Source organism: Streptomyces sp. SLBN-8D4 (assembly GCF_049739545.1).
GTDB classification, from domain to species: domain Bacteria; phylum Actinomycetota; class Actinomycetes; order Streptomycetales; family Streptomycetaceae; genus Streptomyces; species Streptomyces canus_C.
On the sequence record NZ_JBMGQC010000001.1, the window covers coordinates 7,210,168 to 7,224,363 of the forward strand.

Below are 14,196 nucleotides of genomic sequence, written 5' to 3' on the forward strand. Positions count from 1 at the left end.
CTCGAAGGAAGCCCGAAGCAAACCTCCCGGAAAGAGGGTGGATCGCGTGGACCGCTGCATCGTCCTGGTGGACGCCGGGTATCTGCTGGGGGCCGCCGCCAGTCTCCTTGCCGGGGAGCCCTCCCGTTCCCGTATCACCGTCGATCACGCCGCCCTCGTGCAGGGGCTGCGCGACCGGGCCGAGTCCGACACCGAACGGCCCCTGCTGCGCATCTACTGGTTCGACGGCGCACCCGACCGCGTCCCGCAGCCCGAGCACCGCAGACTGCGGGTGATGCCCCGGGTCACCGTCCGGCTCGGCGCCCTGACCCGCAGCGACGGACGCTGGGCCCAGAAGGGCGTGGACGCCGCCATGCACGCCGAGCTCACCGAGCTGGCCCGCAACCGCGCCTGCTCCGACATCGTGCTCGTCACCGGCGACGGGGACCTGCTGCCGGGCATGATGGCCGCCAAGGAACACGGGGTCGCCGTACACCTGTGGGCCGTGCAGGCCGCCGACGGGGACTACAACCAGTCGGAGGACCTGGTCGCCGAGGCGGACGAGCGGCGGGTGCTGGACCGCGCGTGGATCACCAAGGCCGTCCGCGCGAAGGAGCTCGGCGGGATCTGCGCGCCGCAGCCCGTGCCGCGGCCCGAGATCGCCGCGATCCTGTCGGCGCCGCTGCCCGAGTCCGCGCTCTCGCAGGCGCCCGAGCGGTCCGCGGAGGAGAGCGAGCACGCCCCGGCGGCCGCCTCGGAGAACGGCACGCAGGAGCGGGTGCCGGCACCGAAGGGAGTGCCGACGCCCAAGGACCTCGCCGCGCTGCGGGCCCACGGTGCCCAGCAGCCCGCCCAGCACCCCGCGAGCGCCACTCTGCGCTGGTCCTCCGACAAGGGCTGGGTCGACCGGCCCAGTGGTGCCGCCGAGCCGCCCGAGGTGGCCTCCATGCCGACGCTCGCGCAGCTGACCACGGCGGAGCAGCGGTGGGCCGACCGGGAGGAGGACATCACCACGGTCGGCGGCGACCCGTTCGAGGTGGGGCAGGTCTTCGCGCGGCGGTGGATGGAGCGGCTCGGGGACCAGGCGCATCTGCAGCGGCTGTCCGGGATGTACCCGCGGGTGCCGCACCGGATCGACGGGGAACTGCTCCGGTACGCGGCCCGGTTCGGGCTGCTCGCGCACAAGGACGACCAGATCGACGAGCACGACCGTTATGCGATCCGGGCCGGCTTCTGGCGGGAGATCGATGTGCGGACGGCCGCGGAGCACGTCCCCGCCGGGGAGTGAAACGGCACATACGCCGCCCCAAGGGCGAGCAAAGCTCCCCGACCCCGTAGTCTCGTCCTTTGTGAGTACGCGCGCTGCACCGGCACTTCGACACCGTGGTGATGTCGTGTGTGCGGTGCGCGGACTGACCAAGACCTATCCCGCGGTGCGCGGGCGGCGCGGGACGCCGGCGACGCCCGAGGTACGGGCCACCGACGACGTACGGCTGGACATCCGCCGCGGTGAGATCTTCGGGCTGCTCGGGCCGAACGGCGCGGGGAAGACCACGCTCGTACGGCAGCTCACCGGGCTGATGCGGCCCGACCGCGGCAGCGTCGAGATCCTCGGACACGACATCGTGCGCCACCCGGACCGGGCCTCGCGGATCCTCGCCTATCTCGGTCAGGAGTCCACCGCCCTCGACGAGCTCACCGTCTCCCTCGCCGCCGAGACCACCGGTCGGCTGCGCGGCCTGGAGGCCAGGAAGGCGCGGGCCGAGCGGGACGCCGTACTCGACGAGCTGGGGCTGACGCCGATCGCCGGGCGGCCGCTGAAGAAGCTGTCCGGCGGGCAGCGGCGGCTCGCCTGCTTCGCGTCGGCGCTCGTGGGGGAGCGGCCGCTGCTCGTGCTCGACGAGCCGACCACCGCGATGGACCCCGTGGCGCGGCGCGCGGTGTGGTCCGCCGTGGACCGGCGGCGGGCCGAACGCGGCACGACCGTGCTGCTCGTCACCCACAACGTCATCGAGGCGGAGACGGTCCTGGACCGGGTCGCCGTCCTCGACCAGGGCCGGGTGATCGCCTGCGACACACCCACCGGCCTCAAGCAACAGGTGGCGGGCGAGGTCCGCGTCGACCTCGTGTGGCGCGAGGCGGCCCCGCTGCACGTGCCCGAGGTCGCCGCGCTCCTGGACCGGGCCGTGGCCGCCGGACGCCGCTGGACGCTGCGGCTCGCCCCCGAGGAGGCCCGCGCGGTCGTCGCCACCGTCACCGGCGGGGCCGCGTTCGCCGCGCTGGACGACTTCACGCTCGCCACGCCCAGCCTGGAGGACGTGTACCTCGCGCTGGGCGGGGCCGCGCAGCAGGGACTGGTGAAGGCTTGAGCACTTTGAGTACGCGGACGGCCCTGTCCGTACGTCACAGGGCGAGTGCCGGAGCGAAGAGGAGCTGAGCCACGTGAGTGTCGTACCCGCCGAGGCTCTGCAGGGCGGCGCGCCGGCCGTCGAGGAGACGGGCCGGGACGCGGCGGCCGAGCTCGGGCCGCGCGCGCGGCTGTGGCCGTCGCTGGCGGCCGTGTACCGGGCGCAGCTGTCCCGCGCGCGGGTCGCTCGCATCCCGCTGCTGTTCGTGGCGACCTTCCAGTCGATCGGGATCATGATCCTGATGCGGGGGGTCGTGGACGGCGGGGACGAGGCGCAGTCCGTGGTCGCCGGGGCGTCCGTGCTGGTCGTGGCCTTCGTCGCGCTCAATCTGCTCGCGCAGTACTTCGGGCAGCTGCGGGCCAGCGGAGGGCTCGACCACTACGCCACCCTGCCGGTGCCGCCCGCCGCCGTGGTGCTCGGCGCCGCGGGCGCGTACGCCTCCTTCACCGTGCCCGGGACCGTGGTGACCGCCGTCTTCGGGTGTGTGCTGTTCGGGCTGCCGCTGGCGCACCTGTGGGTGCTGGTGGCGGTCATTCCGCTGGCGGGAGCCGCTCTGGCGGGCCTCGGTGCGGCCCTCGGACTGCTCGCGCCCCGGCCCGAGCTGGCCACCCTGCTGGGACAGCTCGGGATGTCCGCCGCGCTGCTGCTCGGGGTGCTGCCCGCCGACCGGATGCCCGAGGTGGTGCGGTTCGCCCGGGACCTGCTGCCGTCGACCTACGGCGTCGAGGCCTTCGCCCGGACCTTCGGGCCGCATCCCGACTGGGCCTTCGTGCTCGGCGACCTCGCCGTGTGCGGGTGCGTGGGAGTGGTCTCGCTGGCCGTCGCCACCTGGGCCTATCGCCGGGCGGCCGTCCGGTGACGCGCCGCGCAGGCGGGCCTGGCACGATGGCAGGGTGACCGCTCCGTTGACGCCTCCTCCGCCGCCGCACGAACCGTCCTCGCACGATGCCTGGCAGGCCCCCGGTGCCGCCTACGCGGCTCCTGCCGAACCCCGGTACGGGCACGGCGGGCCCGGGATGAAGACCGAGCTGCTGGAAGGCACGGTGATCATGGTCGCCGTGGCGCTCGCCGGGGCGCTGCTCGGGGTGCTGTGGTGGTGGCTGGCTCCGCATGTGCCGCTGGTCGGGGACGTGGACGAGCAGGGGAACTGGGTCGTCTACCTCAAGGACACCGAGGGGGAGCAGGCGGTCGGGGTGGACGGGACGCTCACTCTGCTGGCCCTGGCCTTCGGTTTCGTGAGCGCGCTCGCCGTGTTCCTGTGGCGGCGGCGGGGCGGGGTGCCGCTGGTCGTGGGGCTGGCCGTCGGGGGAGTGCTGGGATCCCTGCTCGCGTGGCGGGTGGGGACGTGGCTCGGGCCCACGTCCGACGTGATCGCCCATGCGAAGGCCGTGGGCAAGGGCGTCACGTTCGCCGCGCCGCTGAAGCTGGGGGCGAAGGGGGCGTTGCTCGCCTGGTCCTTCGCCGGCCTCGTCGTGCATCTGGGGCTCACGGCGCTGTTCGGGCCGCGGGATCCCGAGTCGGCGTACGGGGCGGCGGCCCCGGGGGACGGGTACGGAACGCCCGCGCAGTAGGGGCTCCGGAGGGGCCCCGTCCTCGAACGCCGGACGGGGCCGAATGACCTGGGCCGGAGTCGGCCCCCTACGCCGGGCGGCTGCCGTGGTTCGAGCGGCCCTTCTTCGTGCGCCACCTGCGCTTGCGCGTTCTCTTCGACATACCCCTTCTGCTTAGTCCAGGAAGGGGCCCTCGTCGAGGGGTCACGCGCGGGCGATGGGCGCCAGGACCGCGTTCGTGAGATCGGCCAGGTCCTTCGGCGCGAGTTCCACCTCAAGGCCCCGGCGGCCCGCCGAGACGCAGATCGTGTCGTGGGCGGAGGCGGACGCGTCCAGGACCGTGGGCAGCTTCTTGCGCTGGCCCAGCGGGGAGATGCCGCCCCGGACATAGCCCGTGGTGCGTTCCGCGAGGGTCGGGTCGGCCATCGCCGCCCGCTTGCCGCCCGCGGCCGTCGCCAGGGCCTTCAGGTCCAGGGAGCCCGCCACCGGGACCACCGCCACCGTCAGCGCGCCGTCCACGTCCGCCACCAACGTCTTGAAGACGCGCTCCGGGGAGACTCCCATCGCCTCGGCCGCCTCCTCGCCGTAGGAGGGATGGGCGGGGTCGTGGTCGTAGGCGTGCACGGTGAAGGAAACGCCCGCGGTGGTCAGGGCCACGGTCGCGGGGGTGCCGCCCAGCTGCTGCTTCTTCGACTTCTTCGCCATCTGACGGATTCCGGCCTCAGTTCAGACTCGTCGGGCCGCGCGTCAGTTCCGACGCCGGCAACGACGGCAGATTACGGATGATCGCCGTCTCCGCGCGCAGGATTTTCAGTTCTTCGCGCAGCCGGGACGCGGTGTCGGGGGCCTGGAGCAGGCGCTGCTTGGTGGGGATGTCCAGCATCACCGCGGCCGCCACCAGGTACGAGACCACCGAGGGTTCGTCCGGGAGGTCCGCGCCGGATGACAGGGAGCGTTCCCTCGCTCCCGCCAGGCGCTTCTGGTACTGGCGGAAGGCCCGCAGGACGCCCTCTGCCAGGGGCCCGGACTCGTCGCCCGGCTCCTCCGGCAGCTCCTCCAGTTCGGCCGTCAGGTAGGGGCCCGAGGCGTCGACGGACAGCAGCCGGACCCGGGTCGTGCCCGTCGCCAGGACCTCGAAGGTGCCGTCGGCCCGCTCCCGGATCGTCGCCGCGTCCGCGACGCAGCCGACCGCGTGGAACGCCTTGACGGGGTCGTCACCGAAGCCGGCCGCGGGGCCGCTGTCGGGCACGGCCGTCCGGTCCGGCAGGCCGGGGGCGCTGGGCGCCACCTCGTGGCCGTCACGGATCGCCACGACGGCGAACCGGCGCGGTTCCTCCTCGGGCGTCTTCAGCAGTTCGCGCATCATGGCGCGATAGCGCTCCTCGAAGACGTTGAGAGGAAGCACGAGCCCCGGGAACAGCACAGAGTTCAGGGGGAAGAGCGGGAGCCGCACGGTGGTCACGGCGCCAAAGCCTAATGGCCCGCGGAGCGGACTCGTCCCCCGTGCCCACTCCGTGGATGGATCAGGGCGTGCTGCCGGACCTCCTCCCGGACCTCCAGGAAGCGGCCCAGCGGGTCCTCGGCCTCCCGGCCCCACGGGAACGAGGTCGCGTACGGGCCGAGCATGCGCAGCTGCTCCAGGGCGTCGTGCCAGCGGCCCAGACGCACCAGCACGTAGACCAGCTTGTTGCGGATCTCGGCGGGCCAGGGGTCGGCCGGCGCGAGCGTGGCGGACAGCTCGACCGCCCGGTCGGCTGCCGCGTCCAGCCGCTCGCGCGGCACCGCGTCGGAGCCCGCCTCGGTCAGACACGCGAGGGCCGCCCGCGCGGGCAGCGCCTGGATCAGAGAGCCGGGCGGGGCGTCCTGGGCGGCCCGGTCGGCGAAGTCGAAGCACTCGCGGTACGAGCCGCGCCAGGACGTCGCCAGATAGCGCAGGGCGGCCACATGGCAGCCGTAGTGCAGCGGGGCGCGCCTGAGGGCCGCCTCCCACAGTTCCCCGAAGTAGGTGTGCCCGGCCTGGGAGCCGCGTGCGTGGTCCAGGGCGATCCGCCACGGCACCGGGTCCCGGTCCTCGCCGCGCGCCGCGGCCGTGATCAGCGGGCTCACCTCGCGCAGCAGCTCCGCCCGGGCCGGCGAGTCCCACACCCGGTCCACCGCGAGCTGGGCGGTGAGCAGCAGCTGGTCCGGGTCGTACGGGGCTTCGGCGCGCCAGGCGTCGTACCACTCGGGGCGGGAGCGGGCGAAGGCGGAGAGCCGCCGGACGTACCGGTCGCGCAGTTCCCAGGCGGCGCTCTCGCGGGTCATGCGGAGCAGCTCGGCCGCTCGCCCGTACGTGCCCTGACCGGCGGCGACCAGCGCGGGTCCGAGCCGGTCGTCCGGCGCGTCGAGCAGCACCTCGTCGTCGGCGGACAGTCCGCCGGTGAGGTACGGGGGCATCCGCGTCGCACGGATGAAGGGGGGCAGCAGAGCCATGGTGTCGACCATTGAAAGTCCGACGGCGAAGGCTGCGCCAGTGCGAACGTGCAATTCGTGGAAAGTTGTACGCCGCGGGGTCAAGGGACCTTAAAAAGGTGACCGTTCAACAACTCTCTGACCTGCTGTCTCACCGGTCCCACCCGGTGCCCTGCCGAATTCTTCACAGGGCCCGTCAGCTCCGCCGCAGCAGCCTCGTGGCCCCCGCCGCCACGGTGGTCGCCAGGACCCAGCCGAGGAGGACCATCGCCGCCGCCAGCCACTGCCAGCCGCCGCGCAACTGCCAGAATCCGACCTGTCCCAGGTCGATCACCGGAAGCAGCAGGTCGAGGGCGAACAGGGCGGGATTCCAGGCGGGATGGTCGCCGCCCTTGAGCGGCGGATGGCTCGCGTGTGCGAACGCCACGGAGCTCGCCGCCCACAGCACCGCCATCCACACCGCGGCCCGCCCCGGCCGGTACCCGTAGGCGACCGTCCAGTCCTGCACGTACCCCCACAGCTTGGCGGCCGGCGGCAGGCTCTCGCGGCGCCGGCGCTGCTTGGCCAGCAGCACCTCGCGCGCGTCCTCGTCCTCGCCGCCGGCCCGCAGTACGGCGGCGAGCCTCTCGTACGGCTCCGGGTTGTACTCGGCGGTCGCGGCCGCCACCCACTCCAGCCGCTCTGCGAGCGGAAAGGGGCCGTGCGGCACGAGGTTCTCGTAGGCGAAGCCGCCCATGTGCAGATTGCCGGGCCCCGGCCAGGCGCTCGCCCGGTCCACGAGGTTGCCCACGCGCGCGCCCGACAGCACCACCTTGCCGCGCTGCGGCTTCTCGCCGAGGAAGCGCAGCTCGGGCGCCTGGATGCGGCGCAGCGACAGCTCCTGCTCGTCGGTGAAGACGAAGCGGGCCCGCTCCAGGTCCACGGCGTCCCCGAACCGCCCGTCGTCCAGCCGCACCCCGCCCTGGCACTCGAAGCGCTGGATCCGCGTCCCGCGCGCGGGGGTCGCCCCGCTCAGCATGGAGGCCCCGACGCCCGCGGGAGTCAGGTACAGCGTGCGCTCCACGGTCAGCTGCGGGGCGTTCAGCGCGAGCCGGGTGTACGGGTTGGTCAGCCGGGCGCCGCGCAGGCTCAGCGAGACGCCGATCGTCGCGCTGCGCAGGCTCAGCTCGCCGTGCGACTCCAGGAGCTCGGCCTGGAGGTCCTGGCCCACGGTCATGCCGTCGGCGGCGATGGAGCGGCCGCTGCGGTCGCGGTAGACGATCGCCTGGTTCATCAGCAGGTCCGTGCCGATGTGCGCGTCGGTCAGCCGTACGCCGTTGTGGAACCGGCAGCGCGGAAGATGCAGATCGCCCTCCGTGTGCACCCGGGCGGCCTCCAGGCGCGGCACCGAGCAGTTCACGAACCGCGCGGTGGTGAAACGGGCCTCCGGCAGCAGGATCTCCCGCTCGAAGCGGCAGCCCTTCATCTCCATGTACGGCACCACCGTGCCGCCCGCGAGGTCCAGGGTGCCGCTGATCTGCACGCCGGTGAGCTTCAGGGACGACACCCGGCCGGCGAGCGCGGGCGGACCGTCCAGGAGCAGCCAGCACACGATCCGGGCGCGGACCGTCCGCTCGGGGCCCCAGGGATGTCCGCCGTGCGGATCGTCGACGACGGTGTCGCCGCTGCTCAGGTCGTACGTGGTGCCGTTGCGGAAGGCCTGCCACATGCCGGCCTCGGCAGCGGTCAGATCGTCCGGCAGGTCTCCGCTCCGGATGCCGGCCCCCTCGGTCACGGTTCTTCCAGCTCCTTGCGGCTCGTGGGATTCGTACAACCGTTCATGCCCGTTGAGTAACGCCCCGAACGCTAGACGTGAAGGGGATCTTCCGGGTTGCGTATCAGCCATTGGAATGCGCGAACAGGGCCTGATGCGGGTCTGCGAGAATTGACGCGTGATCTCCCGAATCGATCTGCGCGGCGACGCCCTCCCCGAGGGCCCCGCCCTGCGCGACCTGCTGCCCCGAGCCGACTTCGACGTCTCGGCCGCCCTGGAGAAGGTGCGTCCGATCTGCGAGGCCGTGCATCATCGGGGCGACGCGGCGCTGATCGACTTCGCGGAGAAGTTCGACGGCGTGCGGCTGGAGCGGGTGCGGGTGCCCGCCGAGGCCCTCACGCGCGCGTTGGAGGAGCTCGACCCGGGCGTACGGGCGGCCCTGGAGGAGTCCATCCGCCGCGCCCGTCTCGTCCACCGCGAACAGCGCCGGACGAACCACACGACCCAGGTCGTGCCCGGCGGCAGCGTGACCGAGAAATGGGTGCCGGTCGACCGGGTCGGGCTGTACGCGCCCGGCGGCCGGTCGGTCTACCCGTCTTCCGTGATCATGAACGTGGTGCCGGCGCAGGAGGCGCAAGTGCCCTCCATCGCGCTCGCCTCGCCCGCCCAGGAAGAGTTCGGCGGCCTCCCGCACCCGACGATCCTCGCCGCCTGCGCGCTGCTCGGCGTCGACGAGGTCTACGCCGCCGGTGGCGCGACCGCCGTCGCGATGTTCGCGTACGGCACCGAGTCCTGCCCGCCCGCCACCATGGTCACCGGCCCCGGCAACATCTGGGTCGCCGCCGCCAAGCGCTACTTCACCGGGAAGATCGGCATCGACGCCGAGGCCGGCCCGACCGAGATCGCGGTCCTCGCGGACTCCTCCGCCGATCCGGTGCACGTGGCCTCCGACCTGATCAGCCAGGCCGAGCACGACCCGCTGGCCGCGGCCGTCCTGGTCACCGACTCCGTCGAACTCGCGGACGCCGTCGAGAAGGAGCTGGAGCCGCAGGTCGCGGCCACCCGGCACATCGAGGACCGGATCGTGCCCGCCCTGAAGGGCAGGCAGTCCGCGATCGTCCTCGTCGACGGCATCGACGAGGGCCTCAGGGTCGTCGACGCGTACGGCGCCGAGCACCTGGAGATCCAGACGGCCGACGCCGCCGCGGTCGCCGACCGGGTCCGCAACGCCGGTGCGATCTTCGTCGGCCCCTGGGCCCCCGTGTCCCTCGGCGACTACGCCGCCGGGTCCAACCACGTCCTGCCCACCGGCGGCTGCGCCTGCCACTCCTCGGGCCTGTCCGTCCAGTCCTTCCTGCGCGGCATCCACATCGTCGACTACACGAAGGACGCGCTCGCGGACGTGGCGCACCACGTGGTCACGCTGGCGGAGGCGGAGGACCTGCCGGCCCACGGGGCGGCGATCAAGGCCCGGTTCGGGTGGAAGGTGCCGACGAGCAAGTGAACTTCGGAATCGACGATCTTCCCGTACGGGACGAGCTGCGCGGCAAGTCCCCCTACGGCGCGCCCCAGTTGGACGTCCCGGTCCGGCTGAACACCAACGAGAACCCCTACCCGCTGCCCGAGCCGCTGGTCGAGCGCATCGCCGAGCGCGTCCGTGCGGCCGCCCGCGACCTCAACCGCTACCCGGACCGGGACGCGGTCGAGCTGCGCACCCAGCTCGCCAAGTACCTGACGGACACGTCCGGGTACGAGGTGGGCCTCGCCAACGTCTGGGCGGCGAACGGCTCCAACGAGGTCATCCAGCAACTGCTCCAGACCTTCGGCGGCCCCGGCCGTACGGCGATCGGCTTCGAGCCGTCGTACTCGATGCACGCGCTCATCGCGCGCGGCACCGGCACGGGCTGGATCTCGGGCCCCCGGAACGAGGACTTCACCATCGACGTCGAGGTAGCCGCGCAGGCGATCGCCTCGCAGAAGCCCGACGTCGTCTTCATCACCACCCCCAACAACCCCACGGGCAACGCGGTCCCGCCCGGGACGGTCCTCGCGCTCTACGAGGCCGCGCAGGCCGCCAAGCCCTCCATGGTCGTCGTCGACGAGGCGTACATCGAGTTCAGCCACGGCGACTCGCTGCTGCCGTTGCTCGAAGGACGGCCGAATCTCGTCGTCTCCAGGACGATGTCGAAGGCGTTCGGGGCGGCCGGCCTGCGCCTCGGCTACCTTGCCGCGCACCCGGCGGTCGTGGACGCAGTCCAGCTCGTCCGGCTGCCCTACCACCTGTCGGCCGTCACGCAGGCGACCGCGCTGGCCGCCCTGGAGCACACCGACACGCTGCTCAAGTACGTCGAGCAGCTGAAGGCCGAGCGGGACCGGCTGGTGAGCGAGCTGCGCGCGATCGGCTTCGAGGTCGTGGAGTCGGACGCGAACTTCGTGCAGTTCGGGCGCTTCGAAGACTCCCACGTGGCCTGGGAGAAGATTCTCGGCCGGGGTGTCCTGGTCCGGGACAACGGCATTCCGGGGTGGCTGCGGGTCTCCGCCGGAACCCCCGAAGAGAACGACGCGTTCCTCGACGCGGTCCGTGAACTCAAGAAGGAGCAGAGCACATGAGCCGCGTAGGACGCGTGGAACGAGTGACCAAGGAGACCTCGGTCCTGGTCGAGATCGATCTCGACGGGTCCGGGAAGGTCGAGGTGGCGACGGGCGTCGGCTTCTACGACCACATGCTCGACCAGCTGGGCCGGCACGGTCTGTTCGACCTGACCGTGAAGACCGAGGGCGACCTGCACATCGACTCGCACCACACCATCGAGGACACCGCCCTCGCGCTCGGCGCCGCCTTCAAGCAGGCGCTCGGCGACAAGGTGGGCATCTACCGCTTCGGCAACTGCACGGTCCCCCTGGACGAGTCCCTCGCCCAGGTGACCGTGGACCTGTCAGGGCGCCCCTACCTCGTGCACACCGAGCCCGAGAACATGGCGCCGATGATCGGCGAGTACGACACCACGATGACCCGGCACATCCTGGAGTCCTTCGTGGCCCAGGCGCAGATCGCCCTGCACGTGCACGTGCCGTACGGGCGCAACGCCCACCACATCGTGGAGTGCCAGTTCAAGGCGCTGGCCCGGGCCCTGCGCTACGCCTCCGAGCGCGACCCGCGCGCGGCCGGCATCCTCCCCTCCACGAAGGGCGCGCTGTGACCGGCCTGTCGACCCTCCTGATCGTCGTCGGCCTCTTCCTGGCCGGCGGCATCTACTCCTTCGTCAAGCAGCAGATGCCCAAGGGCCTCATCGTGCTGCTCTCCATCGCCGCCGGGATGTGTCTCGTCGCCGGCGTCATGAGGCTGGGGGTGTGGAATTGAGCGCTCCGACTTCGAAGAAGGTCGTCGTCTTCGACTACGGCTTCGGCAACGTGAGGTCCGCTGAGCGCGCCCTCGCGCGCGCGGGGGCCGAGGTCGAGATAACGCGCGACTACGACAGGGCCATGAACGCCGACGGCCTGCTGGTGCCGGGCGTCGGCGCCTTCGCCGCCTGCATGAAGGGCCTGCACGAGGCTCGCGGTGACTGGATCATCGACCGCCGGCTGTCCGGCGGGCGCCCGGTCATGGGCATCTGCGTCGGCATGCAGATCCTCTTCGCGCGCGGCATCGAGCACGGCGTGCAGACCGAGGGCCTCGACGAGTGGCCCGGCTCGGTCGAGCCGCTGAAGGCCGACATCGTGCCCCACATGGGCTGGAACACCGTCGACGCGCCGGCCGGCTCCCAGCTGTTCGCCGGCCTGGACGCCGAGGCCCGCTTCTACTTCGTGCACTCCTACGCCGTCCACGACTGGTCCCTGGAGACGCACAACCCGTCGATGCAGGCGCCGCGCGTGACCTGGTCGACGCACGGCAGGCCCTTCGTGGCCGCCGTGGAGAACGGCGCCCTGTGGGCCACGCAGTTCCACCCCGAGAAGTCCGGCGACGCCGGTGCGCAGCTGTTGAAGAACTGGATCGGAACCCTGTGATGCCCTCGAAGCTCTCCCGGCTCGAACTCCTGCCCGCCGTCGACGTGCGCGACGGCCAGGCCGTCCGCCTCGTGCACGGCGAGTCCGGGACCGAGACCTCGTACGGCTCCCCCCTGGAGGCCGCCCTGTCCTGGCAGCGGGCGGGCGCCGAGTGGCTGCACCTGGTCGACCTGGACGCGGCGTTCGGCACCGGCGACAACCGGGAGCTGGTCCGGCAGGTCACCGAGGCCATGGACATCAAGGTGGAGCTGTCCGGCGGCATCCGCGACGACGCCTCCCTGGCCGCCGCCCTCGCCACCGGCTGCACCCGGGTGAACCTGGGTACGGCCGCACTGGAGAGCCCGGAGTGGGTCGCCAAGGTCATCGCCGAGCACGGCGACAGGATCGCGGTGGGTCTCGACGTCCGCGGGACGACCCTCAAGGGCCGCGGCTGGACCAGCGAGGGCGGCGACCTCTACGAGGCACTGGAGCGGCTCGACAAGGAGGGCTGCGCCCGGTACGTCGTCACCGACATCGCCAAGGACGGCACCCTCCAGGGCCCCAACCTGGAGCTGCTGCGCAACGTCTGCGCCGCCACCGACCGCCCGGTCGTGGCCTCCGGCGGGGTGTCCTCGCTGGACGACCTGCGGGCCATCGCCGAACTGGTCCCGCTCGGTGTCGAGGGCTCCATCGTCGGGAAGGCGCTGTACGCGAAGGCGTTCACCCTGGAAGAGGCTTTGGAGGCGGTGGCTCAGTGAGCGATCTGCGACGCGTCACGACCGGTGCGCCCTGGGAGGACACCTTCGGGTACTCCCGGGCGGTGGAACTGCCGAACGGCCTGGTGCTGGTCTCCGGCTGCACCTCGGTGGTGGACGGTGAGATCGTCGCGGGCGATCCGTACGAGCAGACGGTCAACTCCTTCAACGTCGCGTTCGCGGCCCTGAAGGAGTTGGGGCTCGGCCGGGACGACGTGGTGCGCACGCGCCTGTACATCACCCACGCCCGGGACGTCGACGAGGTCGGACGCGCTCACAAGGAGCTGTTCGACGCCGTCCGGCCCGCCGCATCCATGATCATCGTCTCCGGCTTCGTGGACCCCAGCCTGGTCGTCGAAGTCGAGGTGGAGGCGTTCCGAGGAGACACCGCAGCATGACCCTCGCCGTACGAGTCATCCCCTGCCTGGACGTGGACAACGGCCGGGTCGTCAAGGGCGTCAACTTCCAGAACCTGCGCGACGCGGGCGACCCCGTCGAGATGGCCAAGGTCTACGACGCCGAGGGCGCCGACGAGCTGACGTTCCTGGACATCACCGCCTCGTCGGGCAACCGCGAGACGACGTACGACGTGGTGCGCCGCACCGCCGAGCAGGTGTTCATCCCGCTCACGGTCGGCGGCGGTGTCCGCACGGCCGAGGACGTCGACAAGCTGCTGCGGGCCGGCGCGGACAAGGTGGGCGTGAACACCGCGGCCATCGCCCGCCCCGACCTGATCCGCGAGATCGCCGAGCGGTTCGGCCGACAGGTGCTGGTGCTGTCGGTGGACGCGCGGCGCACCGCGTCGGGTTCCTTCGAGGTGACCACGCACGGTGGCCGCCAGGGCACCGGCATCGACGCCGTCGAGTGGGCGCACCGGGCCGCCGAGCTGGGCGCCGGTGAGATCCTGCTCAACTCGATGGACGCGGACGGCACCAAGGACGGCTACGACCTGGAGATGATCAAGGCCGTCCGCAAGCACGTGACGGTGCCGCTGATCGCCTCCGGCGGCGCGGGGAAGCTGGACCACTTCCCGCCGGCCATCGGGGCGGGCGCGGACGCGGTGCTGGCGGCCTCGGTGTTCCACTTCGGCGATCTGCGGATCGGCGAGGTGAAGGAGACGCTACGGGGGGCGGGGCACCCCGTTCGCTGAACGGCGTTCCCGCGAGCAAGTCCACGTCACGGCTTTCAGCGGTGACGAACAGGCGGGCCCCGACCTTGGAGTCCCGGTACCGCCGCTACCTCGACGAGCGGCCCACCTGGAGCGCTGAGTGGAACGGGCCGCCTCGGACAGCGAGCGCGAGAACGTCGCGCTGCAC

The 14,196-nt window shown here is 72.2% G+C and carries 16 protein-coding genes; 12 read left to right on the forward strand and 4 right to left on the reverse strand.

Annotated elements, in window-relative coordinates:
- Positions 1-46 precede the first annotated feature (46 nt).
- The 4 genes from RKD20_RS32720 (at position 47) to RKD20_RS32735 (ending at position 3,958) form a co-directional block, all read left to right on the forward strand.
- Entirely contained in the window at positions 47-1,267 is a 1,221-nt protein-coding gene (locus RKD20_RS32720) for an NYN domain-containing protein (protein WP_424880844.1), read from the forward strand.
- A 106-nt stretch (positions 1,268-1,373) separates the two neighbouring features.
- Positions 1,374-2,348 (forward strand): ABC transporter ATP-binding protein, encoded by a 975-nt coding sequence (locus RKD20_RS32725; protein WP_028808074.1) that lies wholly within the window; start codon positions 1,374-1,376, stop codon positions 2,346-2,348.
- A gap of 73 nt (positions 2,349-2,421) precedes the next feature.
- Entirely contained in the window at positions 2,422-3,246 is an 825-nt protein-coding gene (locus RKD20_RS32730; RefSeq protein ID WP_424880845.1) for an ABC transporter permease, read from the forward strand.
- Between the two features lie 34 nt (positions 3,247-3,280).
- Complete coding sequence (locus tag RKD20_RS32735; protein WP_424880846.1) at positions 3,281-3,958, forward strand: AAA family ATPase; 678 nt, start codon at positions 3,281-3,283, stop codon at positions 3,956-3,958.
- A 183-nt stretch (positions 3,959-4,141) separates the two neighbouring features.
- On the opposite strand, the gene ybaK is transcribed toward RKD20_RS32735, so the two are convergent.
- From ybaK to RKD20_RS32755, 4 genes are all read right to left on the reverse strand, one after another.
- Positions 4,142-4,642, reverse strand: coding sequence for a Cys-tRNA(Pro) deacylase (gene ybaK / locus RKD20_RS32740; RefSeq protein ID WP_424880847.1), 501 nt, complete (start codon positions 4,640-4,642; stop codon positions 4,142-4,144).
- A 16-nt stretch (positions 4,643-4,658) separates the two neighbouring features.
- Positions 4,659-5,399: an LON peptidase substrate-binding domain-containing protein gene (locus RKD20_RS32745; protein ID WP_424880848.1), complete on the reverse strand. Its 741-nt coding sequence runs from the start codon at positions 5,397-5,399 to the stop codon at positions 4,659-4,661.
- Between the two features lie 11 nt (positions 5,400-5,410).
- Positions 5,411-6,421 carry a hypothetical protein gene (locus RKD20_RS32750; protein WP_424880849.1) on the reverse strand — a complete coding sequence of 337 codons (1,011 nt, stop codon included), beginning with the start codon at positions 6,419-6,421 and terminating at the stop codon, positions 5,411-5,413.
- Between the two features lie 163 nt (positions 6,422-6,584).
- Positions 6,585-8,162 carry an oxidoreductase gene (locus RKD20_RS32755; protein ID WP_424880850.1) on the reverse strand — a complete coding sequence of 526 codons (1,578 nt, stop codon included), beginning with the start codon at positions 8,160-8,162 and terminating at the stop codon, positions 6,585-6,587.
- Between the two features lie 157 nt (positions 8,163-8,319).
- Between RKD20_RS32755 and hisD the strand changes: the two genes are divergently transcribed.
- Genes hisD through hisF form a run of 8 tightly spaced genes read left to right on the forward strand, consistent with a single transcriptional unit; the run spans position 8,320 to position 14,030 of the window.
- Positions 8,320-9,645, forward strand: coding sequence for a histidinol dehydrogenase (gene hisD, locus RKD20_RS32760; protein WP_424880851.1), 1,326 nt, complete (start codon positions 8,320-8,322; stop codon positions 9,643-9,645).
- Complete coding sequence (locus tag RKD20_RS32765; protein WP_424880852.1) at positions 9,642-10,751, forward strand: histidinol-phosphate transaminase; 1,110 nt, start codon at positions 9,642-9,644, stop codon at positions 10,749-10,751. The genes hisD and RKD20_RS32765 overlap by 4 nt, the downstream gene beginning before the upstream one ends.
- Entirely contained in the window at positions 10,748-11,341 is a 594-nt protein-coding gene (gene hisB / locus RKD20_RS32770; protein ID WP_028808075.1) for an imidazoleglycerol-phosphate dehydratase HisB, read from the forward strand. Before RKD20_RS32765 ends, hisB begins: the two co-directional genes overlap by 4 nt.
- A complete protein-coding gene (locus RKD20_RS32775) occupies positions 11,338-11,502 on the forward strand; it encodes a hypothetical protein (protein ID WP_391187746.1) in 165 nt (54 codons plus the stop codon). The genes hisB and RKD20_RS32775 overlap by 4 nt, the downstream gene beginning before the upstream one ends.
- Positions 11,499-12,146 carry an imidazole glycerol phosphate synthase subunit HisH gene (gene hisH / locus RKD20_RS32780; RefSeq protein ID WP_424880853.1) on the forward strand — a complete coding sequence of 216 codons (648 nt, stop codon included), beginning with the start codon at positions 11,499-11,501 and terminating at the stop codon, positions 12,144-12,146. Before RKD20_RS32775 ends, hisH begins: the two co-directional genes overlap by 4 nt.
- Positions 12,146-12,883 carry a bifunctional 1-(5-phosphoribosyl)-5-((5-phosphoribosylamino)methylideneamino)imidazole-4-carboxamide isomerase/phosphoribosylanthranilate isomerase PriA gene (gene priA / locus RKD20_RS32785; protein ID WP_007381380.1) on the forward strand — a complete coding sequence of 246 codons (738 nt, stop codon included), beginning with the start codon at positions 12,146-12,148 and terminating at the stop codon, positions 12,881-12,883. Before hisH ends, priA begins: the two co-directional genes overlap by 1 nt.
- The gene (locus tag RKD20_RS32790) at positions 12,880-13,278 is read left to right on the forward strand and encodes a RidA family protein (RefSeq protein WP_424880854.1); all 399 of its coding nucleotides are present in this window, start codon (positions 12,880-12,882) and stop codon (positions 13,276-13,278) included. Before priA ends, RKD20_RS32790 begins: the two co-directional genes overlap by 4 nt.
- A complete protein-coding gene (gene hisF, locus RKD20_RS32795; RefSeq protein WP_424880855.1) occupies positions 13,275-14,030 on the forward strand; it encodes an imidazole glycerol phosphate synthase subunit HisF in 756 nt (251 codons plus the stop codon). The genes RKD20_RS32790 and hisF overlap by 4 nt, the downstream gene beginning before the upstream one ends.
- The last annotated feature ends 166 nt before the right edge of the window (positions 14,031-14,196 follow it).

What these genes read in the sequence shown, in the direction of transcription:
- hisB (WP_028808075.1), top strand. Translation starts at nt 10,748, where the DNA reads ATGAGCCGCGTAGGACGCGTGGAACGAGTGACCAAGGAGACCTCGGTC.
- priA (WP_007381380.1), top strand. Translation starts at nt 12,146, where the DNA reads ATGCCCTCGAAGCTCTCCCGGCTCGAACTCCTGCCCGCCGTCGACGTG.
- hisF (WP_424880855.1), top strand. Translation starts at nt 13,275, where the DNA reads ATGACCCTCGCCGTACGAGTCATCCCCTGCCTGGACGTGGACAACGGC.
- ybaK (WP_424880847.1), bottom strand. Translation starts at nt 4,642, where the DNA reads ATGGCGAAGAAGTCGAAGAAGCAGCAGCTGGGCGGCACCCCCGCGACC.
- RKD20_RS32750 (WP_424880849.1), bottom strand. Translation starts at nt 6,421, where the DNA reads ATGGTCGACACCATGGCTCTGCTGCCCCCCTTCATCCGTGCGACGCGG.